The organism is Achromobacter aloeverae (genome assembly GCF_004121055.1).
Taxonomy (GTDB): Bacteria; Pseudomonadota; Gammaproteobacteria; order Burkholderiales; family Burkholderiaceae_B; genus Bordetella_C; species Bordetella_C aloeverae.
The window spans coordinates 713,189-727,240 of record NZ_PYAL01000002.1; the positions used below are offsets into that span (position 1 = coordinate 713,189).

13 protein-coding genes are annotated in these 14,052 nt (G+C 66.8%); 7 read left to right on the plus strand and 6 right to left on the minus strand.

Translation table 11 applies throughout. The annotated features are described in order from the left end of the window. Positions 1-4: 4 nt before the first annotated feature. Positions 5-1,126, plus strand: a complete 1,122-nt coding sequence (gene modC, locus C7R54_RS10075) for a molybdenum ABC transporter ATP-binding protein (RefSeq protein WP_240039454.1) — start codon at positions 5-7, stop codon at positions 1,124-1,126. Positions 1,127-1,156: 30 nt separating this feature from the next. After that, positions 1,157-1,570 carry a winged helix-turn-helix domain-containing protein gene (locus tag C7R54_RS10080; RefSeq protein WP_129150032.1) on the plus strand — a complete coding sequence of 138 codons (414 nt, stop codon included), beginning with the start codon at positions 1,157-1,159 and terminating at the stop codon, positions 1,568-1,570. Positions 1,571-1,595: 25 nt separating this feature from the next. Here C7R54_RS10080 and C7R54_RS10085 read toward each other — a convergent pair whose 3' ends face one another. Continuing rightward, positions 1,596-2,474 (minus strand): LysR substrate-binding domain-containing protein, encoded by an 879-nt coding sequence (locus C7R54_RS10085; RefSeq protein ID WP_129150033.1) that lies wholly within the window; start codon positions 2,472-2,474, stop codon positions 1,596-1,598. 267 nt (positions 2,475-2,741) lie between these two features. On the opposite strand from C7R54_RS10085, the gene C7R54_RS10090 reads away from it, so the two are divergent. Next, the gene (locus C7R54_RS10090; protein WP_129150034.1) at positions 2,742-3,410 is read left to right on the plus strand and encodes an O-methyltransferase; all 669 of its coding nucleotides are present in this window, start codon (positions 2,742-2,744) and stop codon (positions 3,408-3,410) included. Between the two features lie 53 nt (positions 3,411-3,463). Here the strand turns inward: C7R54_RS10090 and C7R54_RS10095 are convergent, their stop codons facing one another. Together C7R54_RS10095 and C7R54_RS10100 are read right to left on the minus strand one after the other, a co-directional pair. Continuing rightward, on the minus strand, positions 3,464-3,763 hold the full coding sequence (locus C7R54_RS10095) for a hypothetical protein (RefSeq protein ID WP_192903630.1): 300 nt from the start codon (positions 3,761-3,763) through the stop codon (positions 3,464-3,466). 167 nt (positions 3,764-3,930) lie between these two features. Next, on the minus strand, positions 3,931-4,458 hold the full coding sequence (locus C7R54_RS10100; protein WP_158021185.1) for a Spy/CpxP family protein refolding chaperone: 528 nt from the start codon (positions 4,456-4,458) through the stop codon (positions 3,931-3,933). Between the two features lie 364 nt (positions 4,459-4,822). On the opposite strand from C7R54_RS10100, the gene C7R54_RS10105 reads away from it, so the two are divergent. Next, positions 4,823-6,775, plus strand: a complete 1,953-nt coding sequence (locus C7R54_RS10105; protein ID WP_129150038.1) for a DUF262 domain-containing protein — start codon at positions 4,823-4,825, stop codon at positions 6,773-6,775. Positions 6,776-6,822: 47 nt separating this feature from the next. On the opposite strand, the gene C7R54_RS10110 is transcribed toward C7R54_RS10105, so the two are convergent. Beyond that, positions 6,823-7,782 carry a LysR family transcriptional regulator gene (locus tag C7R54_RS10110; RefSeq protein ID WP_240039455.1) on the minus strand — a complete coding sequence of 320 codons (960 nt, stop codon included), beginning with the start codon at positions 7,780-7,782 and terminating at the stop codon, positions 6,823-6,825. A 204-nt stretch (positions 7,783-7,986) separates the two neighbouring features. Here C7R54_RS10110 and C7R54_RS10115 point away from each other — a divergent pair, with 204 nt between their 5' ends. The 3 genes from C7R54_RS10115 to C7R54_RS10125 all read left to right on the plus strand — a co-directional run bounded on the left by C7R54_RS10115 (position 7,987) and on the right by C7R54_RS10125 (position 11,387). Next, complete coding sequence (locus C7R54_RS10115) at positions 7,987-9,822, plus strand: gamma-glutamyltransferase family protein (protein WP_129150040.1); 1,836 nt, start codon at positions 7,987-7,989, stop codon at positions 9,820-9,822. A gap of 69 nt (positions 9,823-9,891) precedes the next feature. Continuing rightward, positions 9,892-10,857 carry a Bug family tripartite tricarboxylate transporter substrate binding protein gene (locus C7R54_RS10120; RefSeq protein ID WP_129150042.1) on the plus strand — a complete coding sequence of 322 codons (966 nt, stop codon included), beginning with the start codon at positions 9,892-9,894 and terminating at the stop codon, positions 10,855-10,857. Positions 10,858-10,871: 14 nt separating this feature from the next. Further along, positions 10,872-11,387 (plus strand): GAF domain-containing protein, encoded by a 516-nt coding sequence (locus C7R54_RS10125; RefSeq protein ID WP_240039456.1) that lies wholly within the window; start codon positions 10,872-10,874, stop codon positions 11,385-11,387. Positions 11,388-11,439: 52 nt separating this feature from the next. On the opposite strand, the gene C7R54_RS10130 is transcribed toward C7R54_RS10125, so the two are convergent. Together C7R54_RS10130 and C7R54_RS10140 are read right to left on the minus strand one after the other, a co-directional pair. After that, positions 11,440-11,925: a VOC family protein gene (locus C7R54_RS10130; RefSeq protein ID WP_129150044.1), complete on the minus strand. Its 486-nt coding sequence runs from the start codon at positions 11,923-11,925 to the stop codon at positions 11,440-11,442. 228 nt (positions 11,926-12,153) lie between these two features. Further along, the gene (locus tag C7R54_RS10140) at positions 12,154-13,887 is read right to left on the minus strand and encodes a bifunctional diguanylate cyclase/phosphodiesterase (RefSeq protein ID WP_158021186.1); all 1,734 of its coding nucleotides are present in this window, start codon (positions 13,885-13,887) and stop codon (positions 12,154-12,156) included. Between the last annotated feature and the right edge of the window lie 165 nt (positions 13,888-14,052).

A 14,052-nucleotide genomic window follows, 5' to 3' on the forward strand; every position in this document is an offset into this window, starting at 1 on the left:
CGCCATGGCTATGGTCGATACCGGTGCCCGCCAGTCGCCGCGGCCGTCCTTGGAGGCGCGCTTCCTGCTGCGGCAATCGGCATTCACGCTGGACGTCGACCTGCGGCTGCCCGGCCGCGGCGTGACCGCGCTGCTGGGCCAGTCCGGGTCGGGCAAGACCACGTGCCTGCGTTGCCTGGCGGGCCTGGCCGCCCCCGGCGAGGGATATCTGAGCGTCGAGGACGAGGTCTGGCTGGACACGGCGCGGCGCATCGACCTGCCCACCCATCGCCGTCCGCTGGGCTATGTGTTCCAGGAGGCCAGCCTGTTCGCCCACCTGAACGTGCGGGACAACCTGCGCTATGGGCTGAAGCGGGTCGCGTCGGCCCAACGCCGGGTGGCGCTGGACCACGCCGTGGCGCTGCTGGGTATCGATCATCTGCTGGACCGCATGCCGGCAGGCTTGTCGGGCGGCGAGCGGCAACGGGTGGGCATGGCCCGCGCGCTGCTGACCAGCCCGCGGCTGTTGCTGATGGACGAGCCGCTGGCCGCGCTGGACAACGCGCGCAAGCAGGAGATCCTGCCTTACCTGGAACGCCTGCACGAAGAGCTGGACATTCCCATCGTCTATGTGAGCCATGCGCCGGAGGAAGTGGCGCGCCTGGCGGATCACCTGGTGCTGCTGGAACACGGCAGGGTATTGGCCAGCGGGCCGATAGGCCAGACCCTGGCCCGCCTGGACCTGCCGTCCGCGATGGCCGACGACGCATCGGTGGTCATCGAGGGGGAGGTGGCGTCCTATGACCGCGAGTACCGCCTGCTGACGGTCTTCGTGGCGGGCGCGGGCGCCAGGTTGCGCGTGGTGCACGACGACTTGCCCTTGGGGCGGCGCATGAGGCTGGTGGTGCGGGCGCGCGATGTCAGCCTGACCCTGGCGCCGCCGCGCGACAGCAGCATCCTGAACGTGCTGCCGGTGCGCGTGGAGGATATGGCGCAGACCGGCGAGCCGGCCCAGATCATGGTCCGCCTGGATGCAGGCGGCACGCCCTTGCTGGCCCGTATTACGCGGTATTCGCGGGATCAGCTGGCGTTGGCGCCAGGCAGCCGGGCGTGGGCGCAGGTGAAGTCGGTGTCCTTGCTGGCTTGAGCGGCAGCGCCCTCGTGTATGCTTGCCGCCATGACAACCTCGCCATCTCCTCGCAGCCCGGCGGGCAATGCCCTTGCCGCCGGCGATGCCGGCGCGTCCGGCACGGAGGTCCGTTTTCGCCTGCGCATCCGTCATCAGGACCTCCTGGCCATCGGTCCCGGCAAGGTCGACCTGCTGGAGGCGATACAGGCGCATGGCTCCATCGCCGCGGCCGCGCGCAGCATGGGCATGTCCTATCGACGCGCCTGGCTCCTCGTCGACGAACTGAACCGCGCCTTGCGCGAGCCGGCCACGCATTCCGGCCATGGCGGGGCGAGCGGCGGCGGCAGCGGGCTGACGCCCGCCGGCGAACGCCTGGTCGCCTTGTACCGCGACATAGAAAAGACCGCGCAACGCGCCTGCGCCGCGCAACTGAAAGGCCTGGTTGGCTTGTTGAAGGATTGAGCGGCGCTACGTCGCCGTACGCTGCCTAGTCCGCCCCGGCCGCCGCTTGCGCGTCCAATGCCGAGCGCAGCCAGTCCACCAGCGCCTGCCCCTCACGCGACAAGGGACGCCCCTGGGCCGGCAGCGCCATCATGCCGTCGTCGAATTCGACGAAACCGCGTGGCGCCACCAGGGTGCCGTCCTCCAGCTCGCGGCGGACCAGGCGCCGCTCGACCAGCGCCACGCCCAGGCCCGCCGTGGCGGCCTCGATGCACAAATGGGTGTGCGGGAAGGTTATTTCACGCGCGAACGACATCGGCCGCGCATCTCGCGCCTGCCAGTTTTCCCAGGCGCGGCCTGTGTAGTCATGGGCGATGCGCACGGCGCGTCCGCGCGCCGGCTTGTAGCCTGGCGCACGCACCGGCCCGAAGGCGGCGCCGGACAACCTGATGGCGCGTGCGCGGTCGGCGGACGTATAGGCCGACAGGTCCCAAGCGATCAGGATGTCGGCGTCCTCGCCGCGCATCTGGCGCGCCGACGTCATGGACAGGCGCAGGCGCACGTCGGGGCAGGCGCGGTAGAAGCGCTCCAGGTTGGGCACCAGCCAGCGCATGGCGAAGGTGGCGCTGCACGCCACGTGCAGGCCGGGATCGCGCGCCTGCCGCAGCACCCGGGCATAGCCGGTTTCCAGTTCATCGAAGCCGCGCCGCGCCAGGTCGTAGAGCGCGTGGCCCGCATCGTTCAGTTGCAGGCCGGTGCCGGCCTTGTCGAACAAGGGGCCACCGACGTCTTCCTGCAACAGGCGCAGCTGTCGGCTCAGGGCGCCATGGGTTCGATGCAGTTCGGCGGCGGCGCGGGTGACGGAGCCGTTGCGGGCGATGGACTCGAAGGCGCGCAAGGCGGACAGGGGAGGGAGCTTGCGCATGCGTAGCGAAGGGTCCGTTAAAAAAACTGACGATAACAGCAAAATTACTGCCTGTTCATGACTGCCGTAGGCGCCGTAGTATGCGGCTCATCGGGCAGGTTCAAGCCCTGTTGTAAATGTGGCTGCACAGGGCGCCTGCTAACGAGGCGCGAATCTACTGATAGTTTTTTTGATACCTGTGGACGCCCCAGGACCTAAGCCCCCGGGGGCAGCAAGCGGCGCGGGCCGCGTGACGTTTTTTTAATCGCAAAGCAAAGGGCATCGATCATGGATGAAGCACGCTGGATTGCCGTCGATCAGTATTTCGAACGCACGCTGGGCCTGTCGGACCCTACCTTGGAGCAGGCCCTGGCCGCCTCGCGCGCGGCGGGTTTGCCGGCGCACGAAGTGGCGCCCAACCAGGCACGCATGCTGCAACTGTTCGCGCAGATGTGCGGCGCCCGCCGCATCCTGGAAATCGGCGCCTTGGGTGGCTATAGCGCCATCTGCCTGGCACGGGTGCTGCCTGCCGACGGAGAGCTGGTGACGCTGGAGGCCAATCCTGGGCACGCCCGCGTGGCCGCCGACAATATCGCCAAGGCCGGCCTCGCCGATCGTGTGCGCATCATGGTCGGCGACGCGCGAGCGTCCCTGGCTCGGTTGCGCGAAGAGGACGGCGACCCGTTCGACTTCGCCTTCATCGATGCGGACAAGGCGTCCAATCCGTTCTACCTGGAAGCCACGCTGGCGCTGTCGAGGCCGGGCACGGTCATCGTGGGCGACAACATCATCCGCGCGGGCCGCATCGTCGATGCGGCGGCACGGGAGGATGCCGACGTGCGCGGCGTCTTCGAGTTCTTCGAGCAGCTGGGCGCCGATCGCCGCGTGTCGGCGACCGCCTTGCAGACCGTGGGGGAGAAAGGCTGGGATGGCTTTGCGCTGGCGCGCGTGCTCTGAGGTGGGGTGACGGCCCGGGGCGGTTCGAAGCCGCCCCGGGCGTGTGTCAGCAATCAGTGATGGTGGTCGTCGTGGCGATGGTCGTCATGATGGTCATGATGATCATCATGATGGTCGTAGTGCCGGGGCGGCGGCGGTGGCGGACGACGGTACTCATGTCCCCAGTAGCCGTTGCCGCGATAAATCACCGGCGGCGGCGGGGCGTACACCGGTGCGGGCGTGACGATGACGGGCGGCGGTGGGCCATAGGCGGGCACGCCGATACCCAGGTTGACGCTGATCTCGGCATGTGCCGCGCTGGTGGCGGCCATGACGGCAAGGCCCGCCAGCAGGGTCAGGGTGGAGCGTTTCATGGTGATGTCCTCGATTCTGTCTATGCCATTGCCGCGAGCAGGATCCATGCCAGGCCACGGGGCGGCCATGAGGGCGGCGCGGTTCCTTGCGATGCGCGGACGTCAGCCCCGGGCGGGTCCCGGGGGCGCGGCGCCGGCGCCCGGGGCGCCAGCCGGCGACTTGGCGCTCAACCCTTGCTGGGACTCTTGGCGGGCTGCGGTTTCTTGTTGTGCGCGGTGCGGCGGTTGTGCGACTCGCCGAAGACCTTGTCGGCGTTCTTCTTCTGTTCGTCGGACATGCTGTTGTACAGCGGGGCGAAGACCGCGGCGAGTTTTTTCACGCCGTCGGAATTGGCCTGCGACATATCGGCATAGGAATTGAGGTCGTCCAGGGCCGTCATCGTCGTATTGGCGTTGCGTTTCTCCACCAGCGCGTCGATCTGCTCGGCGTTGTCGCGCATGGTCTGGGCCACGGTCTCCCACTGGCTTTCCTGGGCGGCCGTGATCTTGAGCTGGTCGTGCAGGCTCTTGATGTGTTTTTCAACGCGATCGTTGCTTCGGCGCGGCGTTGCCGGCTTGGCGTTGGCGGGCGCCGTGGTCATGGCGGCCGGCGCAGCCGGATTGGCCGGCCCGGCGGCGGTCTGTGCCAGGACCGGCGTGCCGGCCAGCGCGGCGGCGGTCCACAGGGCGGCTTGCAGCGCGATGCGTGAATTCATGATTGCTCTCCTAGCGATTGCCTGGCCCGGCCAGGTGGCACGGGTCGAGGCGAGAATACGCAGCCGGCCGTCCGCGATCTGCATGCGTTCTTTTCAGTCGTGATGAATCGTACTGTCAGCTTGGCGATGGTTCACGCAAGACCACGGAAAGATTGGAGCAAAATCCAGCCCGCGCGGGGAGGGGTTTTCAATCGCTTACCCTTTGTGAACAGATAGGCGCCGCGGGTTCAACGTCGGGGACAGGCGTCCGGCGGTATTGGTGCGGTAACTAAAAGTATCCTATTATTCAGGGCCCCGCCGTTTCCAGCCTGGGCGCGTGTTAAGCGCATTAGTTCAGGCCCCCGGACTCAACATACAGGTAAACATGGATTCGCCTCAGATAGAAAAATGGCAAGCCGGAACGTCGCAATTGTTCTGTGTGCGTGACCTCCTGGATACGCGATTTTTCATTCCGGCCTTCCAGCGTCCTTACGATTGGCGCGACAGCCAGATCGATGAATTCATAGCCGATATCCGCAATGCCAGTCGCAAGGGCCAACCCCTGTTTCTTGGCATGACCGTCGTGTATATGGAGGCAGGGCGGCTGGGCGTGATCGACGGGCAGCAACGATTGACGACGCTGATGCTGGCGATGGCCGCCGTGCATAAGCAAGCCGCCGTGTTCCAGCCGTCGAATGCGATGAACCGCCTTTGGTTGGAAAGCCGGTCCGTGGATGACGCCAGGATCATCGAACTCCTATTGGGGGATCGGCCGGTCCAGCCGGAGACCCTGTCGCAAAACCTGCTTGTGAAGGCATATCGCCGGCTTGGCGAAAAACTGTCTGGCGAGGTCGCCGCGGCGGTGATCGAATCCTGCGAACTGATTGTGTACGTGGCGCCGCAGCTGGAAGGTGCTACAGCCCTGTTTGAACGCATCAATCTTAGAGGGCGCAAAGTCTCGCAGTTCGACCTCGTCAAGAACAAACTGATCGAAGTCGTTGCCTTGGTGCCGGAACGTCCTGAGCGGCAGGCTCTGATTGACAGGATTACGCGCAGCTACGACAAGCTTTATCGCGTCATTTGCCCTCGGCGCAAATCCAGCGCCGGCCAGGACACGGCATTGGAAGAACTGGATGCCGATCGCCTTCTGCGCGTGCATTGGATCCTGTTCGACAGGGAGAATTTCGATAGTTCTTCGCGGGTGCTCGATGTGCTGGTCCAGAGAGTGGAGGCGCTCAAGCCGGAGGACCTGGCCGGCTATATCCTGGGTTATATGGACACGCTGGTTCTGGTCGCCGAACATTGGGCTCGGGTCGTGTCGCCTGACATGAGCAAGGGACACGATCCAGTCGAGGCGGCGCTGCTGGATTTTGCGCGACTTAATCGGGAGGCTGAATGGCAGCCGTTGCTCGTGGCAGCGTTGCTCAAGATGCCGAAGGAAGCCGATCAGGTTATCCGGTTCTGTGAAATTGCATCCTTCCGGGATGCACTGGCGATGCGGCGGGCGAATTTCCGCCGTAGTTTCAAGTGGCGTATCGCGCGCCAGCTTTTCCATGGCGAACTGGTGGATGCCGCGGGCGCCAGCATCACCACGGCAAGGGAGCTCAACCATCAGCTTTTCTGGCCAAGGCGCCAGCCTACTTTCTGGGATAGAAAGGAGGCGGAGGTCCTGGACTCCACCGGCACCGCCGCGGTTTACGATGACTGGGAGTTCGCTGCTTCTGCCTTGCACCACGCCGATTTCTACGGAAGTTTTGGATCGTTCCTGAAATATTTTTTCTGGCAATACGGAATCGCCCTCGGACTGGGCGGAAAGAAAAAGAACAGGTTTCATATCGACGCCCAGCTTCCCGTCTTCCTTTCCGGGAACTGGGACGAGTTTCGCGCAACGTGGGATATCGAGCATATCTATCCCCAGAAACCGGATGACCGCTTCCTGAAAGACGCATCGCAAAAGGAAAGAAAGGCTTTTCGGGACTACAACCAATCGATGCTGCCGTATCTGCATACCTTGGGTAATCTGACATTGCTTCCCGCGCGCGAGAATCGAAAGCTTAAGAATGTCTGCTTCGATGAAAAATGGCAGGCTATGCGCGAAATCGTGCAAGTGAACTTCAATGAGTTGCTCGGGCGTGTCGACTACCGCGGCAAATTGATGTCCACGCCGTATTGGGGGGCTCATAACTGCCGGCGGCGCCTGGAGGCGTTGGACGAGTTCGCGGCGCAGCGGTGGGGATGGACCGCATTGGAGAAGCTGGGCGTCGGTCCCTACGACAGGCGGGTCGATAGCGCATTGGATAGCGCCGAGGACGATGGGACGGAGGACGCCGAGTCCTGACAAAAGCAAGCTGCGGGAAGCGTGGCTCGGCGAGGGGCCGCCGCAGGTCAGCCTGCCGCCGTTTCCGCGCACACTTCGCGCAGGATGCGCACCAGCGATTCCTCGGCTTGCAAGGTGAACTCGCGGCGGCGGCGGATCAGGCTGACGGGCGGCAGGGTCCAGTCGAAGGTCCATGGCACGATGGTGATATTGCCGTCGCGCCCGAGGTCGGTGGCGATCTCTTCGGGCACGATCGACAACAGGCTGTCGTGATGCGCCATCAGGCCGGCGATGACGTCCATGGAGTAGGTCTCTATCATCGGCGCCGGCGGCCGCGCGCCGGCGCGGGCGAATAGTTCGCTGACCATGTTGCCGATGGGCGTCAGCGGCGACGGCAGGATCCAGTTCATTTCCGCCAGCGCGGCCCAGTCCGGCGGCCGGCGCGCCAGCGCCCGCGCCAGCCGTCGGTTGGCGATCAGGGCGGGGCGCTGCGGGTACAGCACTTCGTGTTGCAACGCATCCATGCCCTTCATGACGGCCGCCCGGCCGATCACGCAATCCAGGGCATGGGCGCGCAGGCCGTCCAGCAACTGGTCCGTGGTGGCGCGTTGCAGGCTGATCGTGATCCGGTGGCGCTCGTACAGGCGCTCGATCAGCGGCACCAGTACGCGCGCCGAGATGTAGGGAACGGCCCCCACGTGCAGATGCGCGGTATGGCCGCCGCGCACCGCCTCCATTTCCCCCGCCCAGCGATCGACGTCCTGCAGCATATGGCGCGCACGCACGATGGCCCGTTCGCCCAGCGGCGTCGGCCGCAGGCCGCGCGAGGTGCGCAGGAAGAGCGGTGCGCCGAAGACGTCCTCGATCTCGGCCAGCGCCTTGGTGGCGGCCGGCTGGCTGATGCCCATTTCCTCGGCGACGCGAGTCAGCGATTCGCGCTCGGCGATGTGTATCAGCAGGGCCAGATGGCGCAGCTTCAGGCGCGAGACCAGGCGCGCGGCGGAGGCGGTCAGGGACGTGGCGGACATAGGGCTTGTTCAGGGACTGGTGAGGCGGGGCTAGTAAGGCGGGGCTAGTAAGGCGAGGCCGGCGAGGCACCGGCCGCCTCGGTTAGTCATAACCATCTGTTTATGGCGGCATTATAAAAAACCTGTAATGGGTTATTTCAGCCGACCTATACTTTTTCGAGCAGTCCGCCGCCATGGCCACCCTTGTCCTTCCCTTGCGCACCCATGTCCCCATCCTTCACCACTCGTCCTGAAATCCGCGGTACGTTTGGCGTGGTGTCTTCCACGCACTGGCTCGCCAGCCAGGTGGCGATGAGCGTGCTGGAACGCGGCGGCAACGCCTACGACGCGGCGGCCGCGGGCGGCTTCATGCTGCAGATTGTCGAACCGCACTTGAACGGCCCGGGCGGCGAGGTGCCCATCCTGTTCTGGAGCGAACGCGACAAGCGCATGCAGGCGCTGTGCGGACAGGGCGGCGCGCCAGCGCTGGCGACGCCGTCGTGGTTCCGCGGCCGGGGCCTGGACATGGTGCCGGGCATCGGCCTGCTGCCGGCCACCGTGCCGGGCGCCTTCGGCGCCTGGTTGACCCTGCTGCGCGATCATGGAACGTGGGAACTGGCCGATGTGCTGCGTCCCGCCATCGACTACGCGCGTAACGGCTTTCCGCTGGTCCCGCGCATTCCGCAGGCCATCTATGCGGTACAGGACCTGTTCCGCCAGGAGTGGTCCAGCTCCGCCGCCGTCTGGCTGCCCGATGGCAAGGTGCCGCATCCGGACCGCCTGTTCCGCACGCCCGGCATCGCCGCCACCTATGTCCGCATCCTGGAAGAGGCCAGCCGCGGCGGCGACCGTCGCGCCCGCATCGATGCCGCGCATGATGCCTGGTACCGTGGCTTCGTGGCGCGGGCCATCGACGCCTACTACCGCGATACCGCCATCCGCGACACCACCGGCGAACGCAACAAGGGCTTGCTGCGCCTGGAAGATATGGCGGATTGGCGCGCCGCCTATGACACGCCGGTGACCACCGACATCGGCCGCTATACGGTCGCCAAGTGCGGGCCCTGGTCGCAGGGGCCCGTGCTGTTGCAGCAGCTTGCCATGGCGCGCCACCTGGGCCTGGAAGGCCTGGCGCCCGATTCCACCGGGTTCGTGCATCGCATCGCCGAAGCCGCCAAGCTCGCCTTCGCCGACCGCCTGGCCTGGTATGGCGATCCCGCAGCGGTCGACGTGCCGTTGGCGGGCTTGCTGTCGGACGACTATGCGCGGGCGCGCGCCGCGCGCATCACGGGGCAGTCCGGCAAGGTGCTGGACCCCGGCCATCCGCTGGGACGGACGCCGCGCCTGCCGGACCTGGATGCCGCCGCGCGCACGCTGGCCAAGGCCGACATCCGCTTCGGCGTGGGCGAGCCGACGTTCGCCCAACTGCCGCCGGTGCAGGAATGGGCGGCGCGCGAGATCTTCGTCGGCGACACCTGCCATATCGACGTCATCGACAGCGAGGGCAATATGGTGGCGGCGACGCCTTCGGGCGGCTGGCTGTCGTCGAGCCCCGTGGTGCCGGAACTGGGTTTCTCGCTGACCACGCGCTTGCAGATGACCTGGCTGGACGAGGACCTGCCCGGCACGTTGCGCCCCGGCATGCGTCCGAACACCACCTTGTCGCCCGGCATGGCCTTGCGCGATGGCGAACCGTACATGGCTTTCGGCACGCCCGGTGGCGACCAGCAGGACCAGTGGACGGCGCCGTTCTTCCTGCGCCATGCCCTGCATGGCATGAACCTCCAGGAAGCCATCGACGCGCCATCCTGGCACGTCGACCACTTCCCGGGATCGTTCTGGCCGCGCTCGACGACGCTCAACCGCATCACCGTGGAGGGCCGCATGCCGGCCGCCACGCTGGAAGGACTGCGGGCCGCGGGGCACGACGTCAAGGTCGGCGCGGACTGGTCCGAAGGCCGGATCAGCGCTTGCACGCGCGAACCGGCGGCGGGCGGCGGCCTGCTGCTGCGCGCGGGCGCCAACCCACGCGGCATGCAGAGTTACGCGGTCGGCCGCTGACCGACCGTTTTTTCCGCCGGCATACGTACCGGCTCTTCAGTACCGACTCATTACGAACAGGGGATTTCCATGCCTTCCTTCCGACGTTATCTTCGCGGCGCACTGGCCGCATTGGCCATCCTGCCGGCGCTGGCCGCGGCCGCCTATCCGGACAAGCCCATCACGCTGGTGGTGCCGTGGGCAGCGGGCGGGTCCACCGACATCCTGGCGCGCCTGTTGTCGCAGCACCTGACGACGTCGCTGGGCCAGTCCGTCATCGTCGAGAATCGTTCCGGCGCGTCGGGCAATATCGGCTCGGCCTACGTCGCGCGCGCAAAGCCGGACGGCTATACGCTGCTGATCGGATCGATGAGCACGCACACGATGAACCAGGCCTTGTACGCCACCATGCCCTTCGACGGCGTCAAGGACTTCACGCCCATCGCCGAGCTGGCGTTGGTCACCAATACCATGGTGGTGAATCCGGAGCTGCCGGTGAAGAACGTCGCGGAGTTCATCGACTACGCGAAGACGCACCCGCTGGCCTACGCCTCGGCCGGCGCGGGGTCGACCAACCACCTGAGCGCGGCCATGTTCGAGAAGGCCACCGGAATCAAGATGACCCACGTGCCTTATCGCGGCGGCGCGCCCGCGGTGCTGGACACCGTGGCCAATCGCACCCAGCTGCTGTTCAGCGCCGGCACCCAGACGCTGCCGCACGTCAAGACCGGCAAGCTCAAGCTGCTGGCCGTGACCGAGGACAAGCGTTCGCCCCTGCTGCCGGACGTGCCCACCGTGGCCGAAACCGTTCCGGGCTACGAGCTTGCCGTGTGGTACGGCGCCTTCGGGCCGGCCGGCATGGACCCGGCCCTGGCCGAGCGGCTGAACAAGGAAATCAACCGCATCCTGGCCTTGCCGGAAGTACAGAAGCAGATGGGCGACATCGGCGTGCAGGTGCTGCAGACCACGCCCCAGCAGTTTGCCGAGGTGTTGCGGCGCGACGCCGACAAGTACGGCAAGCTGGTGCGCGAACTGGGCATCCGTGCCGAAGATTGAACCTGGGCGACCTCATGAGCCGAATGCTGGAACGGGAAGCCGCGGCCGCGCCGCTGCTCGATATCGATGCGATCGCGAGCGCGTGCGCCGGGCGCGACCCGGCGGCGCTGTTCGGCGCCATCGACCGCTATCTGCAGCCCTTGCTGGGCCACACGCTGTGCACCGTCAACCGCTTCGATGCCCAGCGCATCGCGGTGGTGCGCCTCTATAGCTCCGATCCCCGATCGTATCCGCCGGGCGGGTCCAAGGACAAGGCCGGCATGCCCTGGGGCCGGCATGTGCTGCTGGAGCGGCGGGTCTACGTGGGCGAGGGCGAGGCGGCGATACGCGCGTCTTTCGACGACCATGCCGCCATCGCCGCGCTGGGCCTGAACTCGGTGATCAATGTGCCGGTGGTGATGGGCGATGCCTGCCTGGGCACCTTGAACCTGCTGATGCCGGCCGAACGCGTGACGCCGGCCATGGTGGCCGCCGCCCGCCTGGGCGCCATGCTGGCGGTGCCGGGTTTCCTGGGCCTGCGGGCGGACTGAGGCAAGGGGGCGGGACGATACGTCCCGTTTGCGCGCATCCCGCGCCCGGGCGTCACTGTCCAGGCGGCTTCCAGTTGGCCATCATCTCCTTCATTTCCTTGTCCATCTGATCCGGCGTCATGTCGCGCTTGTGCGTCGCCATGGACCAGCGATGCCCGTAGGGGTCTTCCAGGACGCCGTAGCGGTCGCCCCAGAACATGTCGGCGGGCGGCATGATGGCCTTGCCGCCGGCCTCGATCGCGCGCGCGTAGCCGGCGTCGACATCGGCGACGTACAGGTGCAGCGTGATGGGCGTGCCCTTGAGCGTGACGGGACTGAACGACCCGCAGGTGGGCATTTCGTCGGCCAGCATGATGTTGGAGTCGCCGATGCGCACCATCGCATGCATCAGCTTGCCGTCGGGTCCGGGCAGGCGCGCCAGTTCGGTGGCGTCGAAGGCCTTCTTGTAGAAGGCGATGGCGCCGGCCGCGTCGCTGCAGACCAAGTGCGGCGTTACCGTGTGCATGTCGGGCGGGATGGGTTGGACGGTCGAGGTCATTGCGTGTCTCCTGGCGTTTTGGGGAGGCCGCCCGGCGGGCGGTTTCAGAGCTACGACGAACGGCGAGGCGCCGGATCGACATGGCGGGCGCGCCCGTCGCCGCCTCCTGTTCCCGAACCCTGAAATAAGAACGCAATTCCCGCTGATTGGCCATCGGTATTTGGGCGCACCGGCGCCTGCACCGGCGCCTGCACCAGCACCGGCACCAGCACCGGCACCGGCGCCAGCCTACACCGGCGCCCAGGCATGGCGCGTGGCGAGCGCCGCGCTCATGGCCGCCAGTTCCATCGGACGGGCGATGTAGTAACCCTGCATCTCATCGGTGCCCCAGTGCGCCGACAAGGCCTTGAGCTCGGCGGTTTCCACGCCTTCGACCACCACGCGGTGGCCCAGCCGCTTGGCCAGGTCCACCACGGACTGCACGATGGTCGCGGCGCGCGGATTGGCGGCGACAGCGCGGACCAGGCGATTGTCGATCTTGATCACATCGACCCGCAGCTCGCTCAACTGGGTCAGGTTGCTGTAGCCCGCGCCGAAGTCGTCGATGGCGATCTCCACGCCATGGCGGCTCAGGCCGCCCAGCGTTTCCAGCACGGCGCGCTCGGTGCGCACGATGGCGCCTTCGGTGACCTCCAGCTCCAGGCTGCGGGCCTGGATGCCGTGCTCGTCCATCAGCCGGCGCACCCGGCGGTCGAAGCCGGGCCGCTTGAGGTCGGATGCCGAAATATTGATGGACATCTTCAGCCCGGGCAGTTCGCGCTGCCACACGCCCAGTTGCCGCAGGCCCGTGCCCAGCACCCAGTCGGTGAGCAGCGGCATCAGCGCGGTGTGCTCGACCAGCGGAATGAATTCGCCCGGCGGGATGTCGCCCAGGGTGGGATGGGTCCAGCGCAGCAGGGCTTCCACCGCGATCCAGTTGCCATCGGCGGTGCGCTCGCGCGGCTGGTAGACCAGGCGCAGCTGCTGGGGCGAGGCGATGGCCGCGCGCAGGGAGCTGACGATCATGCCGTGGCGCTGCTGGGTGCGCAGCACCTGGCGGTTGTAGACGGTGACCGGGCGTCCCTGGCTGCGCGCGGCAACCGATGTCGAATACAGCGCGGCGATGAGGTCCTCCAGTTCACCATGCTCGACGGGAATCATGCCGGCCACGGCACAGAGGTCCAGCTGCATGACATCGTCCACGTGCAGCGGCGTATCGAACCGCGCCACGCAATCGCTGAGGCAGCCATGCATGTGCTCCAGCGTGTCGTCGCGAAACAGGCCGAAGCGCACCAGTCCCAGGCGATAGAGGCGGACGCCGGCGGGCAGCGTGCTCAGCAGGCGTTCGCTCATCATGCTGATGGCCTGCTCCACGCGGTGCAGGCCGGCGCTGATCACCAGGCGGCTGATGTCCTCCAGCGGCAGGACCTCGATGATGCCCGCCCACAGGCGCCCCGGGCTGCGGCCCGGCCGCTGCATGGCCGCGCGCGCGTCCAGGATGAAGCGGTGTCGGTTGCCCAACCCCGTCAGGTGGTCTTCGTAGTGCTTCGCGTGCAGCGTGCGCACGCCGCTTGCGATGTGGGCGGCGAGCCGGTCTAGCGCGGCTTGCGTATCGGCCAAGGGCCCCGCGGCCGGCGCCGCCGGGGCATCCGCGTCGAAAAGATGGAGGCTGCCCCAACCGGTCCCGTCGGCGCCGGGAATGGGGGCGCTCAGGCGCAAGCGCGCCGCCGGGGCGTGCGCCTGCCATTGCACGGCAGGGCCGCCCGGCAGCGCGGCCTGGGCCTGGCGGCACAGGGCCTCGTCGGCGATACCGGCCAGGCCGTTGTAGACATGGGTGACCGCGGTTGGACTGTGCAGCATGAGCACGACCGCGTCGGCGCCGAACAGGTCGGCGGCCAGCATTGCCGCGGTTTCCGCCAGCGCGGCCGCATGGGGATCGGCGGCGGGCCGGGTGGGCGCGGGAAAGACGGGCTGGGAGCGCATGGTCGCGGTGTCCGGGTCCAGGGGAAATAACATGCAGTCCTGCGGATGAGCATTATTCGTAACATCGTGGATGGCAGGGCTTTTCGTCAAGTGAAATAATTTCTCGCCTCTGGGCAGACGGCGGGACCCACGAGCCCTAGCATTAAAAAAGGGAAATAAGTTGCG

What these genes read in the sequence shown, in the direction of transcription:
- C7R54_RS10090 (WP_129150034.1), top strand. Translation starts at nt 2,742, where the DNA reads ATGGATGAAGCACGCTGGATTGCCGTCGATCAGTATTTCGAACGCACG.
- C7R54_RS10080 (WP_129150032.1), top strand. Translation starts at nt 1,157, where the DNA reads ATGACAACCTCGCCATCTCCTCGCAGCCCGGCGGGCAATGCCCTTGCC.
- C7R54_RS10115 (WP_129150040.1), top strand. Translation starts at nt 7,987, where the DNA reads ATGTCCCCATCCTTCACCACTCGTCCTGAAATCCGCGGTACGTTTGGC.
- C7R54_RS10125 (WP_240039456.1), top strand. Translation starts at nt 10,872, where the DNA reads ATGAGCCGAATGCTGGAACGGGAAGCCGCGGCCGCGCCGCTGCTCGAT.
- C7R54_RS10085 (WP_129150033.1), bottom strand. Translation starts at nt 2,474, where the DNA reads ATGCGCAAGCTCCCTCCCCTGTCCGCCTTGCGCGCCTTCGAGTCCATC.
- C7R54_RS10130 (WP_129150044.1), bottom strand. Translation starts at nt 11,925, where the DNA reads ATGACCTCGACCGTCCAACCCATCCCGCCCGACATGCACACGGTAACG.
- C7R54_RS10140 (WP_158021186.1), bottom strand. Translation starts at nt 13,887, where the DNA reads ATGCGCTCCCAGCCCGTCTTTCCCGCGCCCACCCGGCCCGCCGCCGAT.
- C7R54_RS10095 (WP_192903630.1), bottom strand. Translation starts at nt 3,763, where the DNA reads ATGAAACGCTCCACCCTGACCCTGCTGGCGGGCCTTGCCGTCATGGCC.
- C7R54_RS10120 (WP_129150042.1), top strand. Translation starts at nt 9,892, where the DNA reads ATGCCTTCCTTCCGACGTTATCTTCGCGGCGCACTGGCCGCATTGGCC.
- modC (WP_240039454.1), top strand. Translation starts at nt 5, where the DNA reads ATGGCTATGGTCGATACCGGTGCCCGCCAGTCGCCGCGGCCGTCCTTG.
- C7R54_RS10105 (WP_129150038.1), top strand. Translation starts at nt 4,823, where the DNA reads ATGGATTCGCCTCAGATAGAAAAATGGCAAGCCGGAACGTCGCAATTG.
- C7R54_RS10100 (WP_158021185.1), bottom strand. Translation starts at nt 4,458, where the DNA reads ATGAATTCACGCATCGCGCTGCAAGCCGCCCTGTGGACCGCCGCCGCG.
- C7R54_RS10110 (WP_240039455.1), bottom strand. Translation starts at nt 7,782, where the DNA reads ATGTCCGCCACGTCCCTGACCGCCTCCGCCGCGCGCCTGGTCTCGCGC.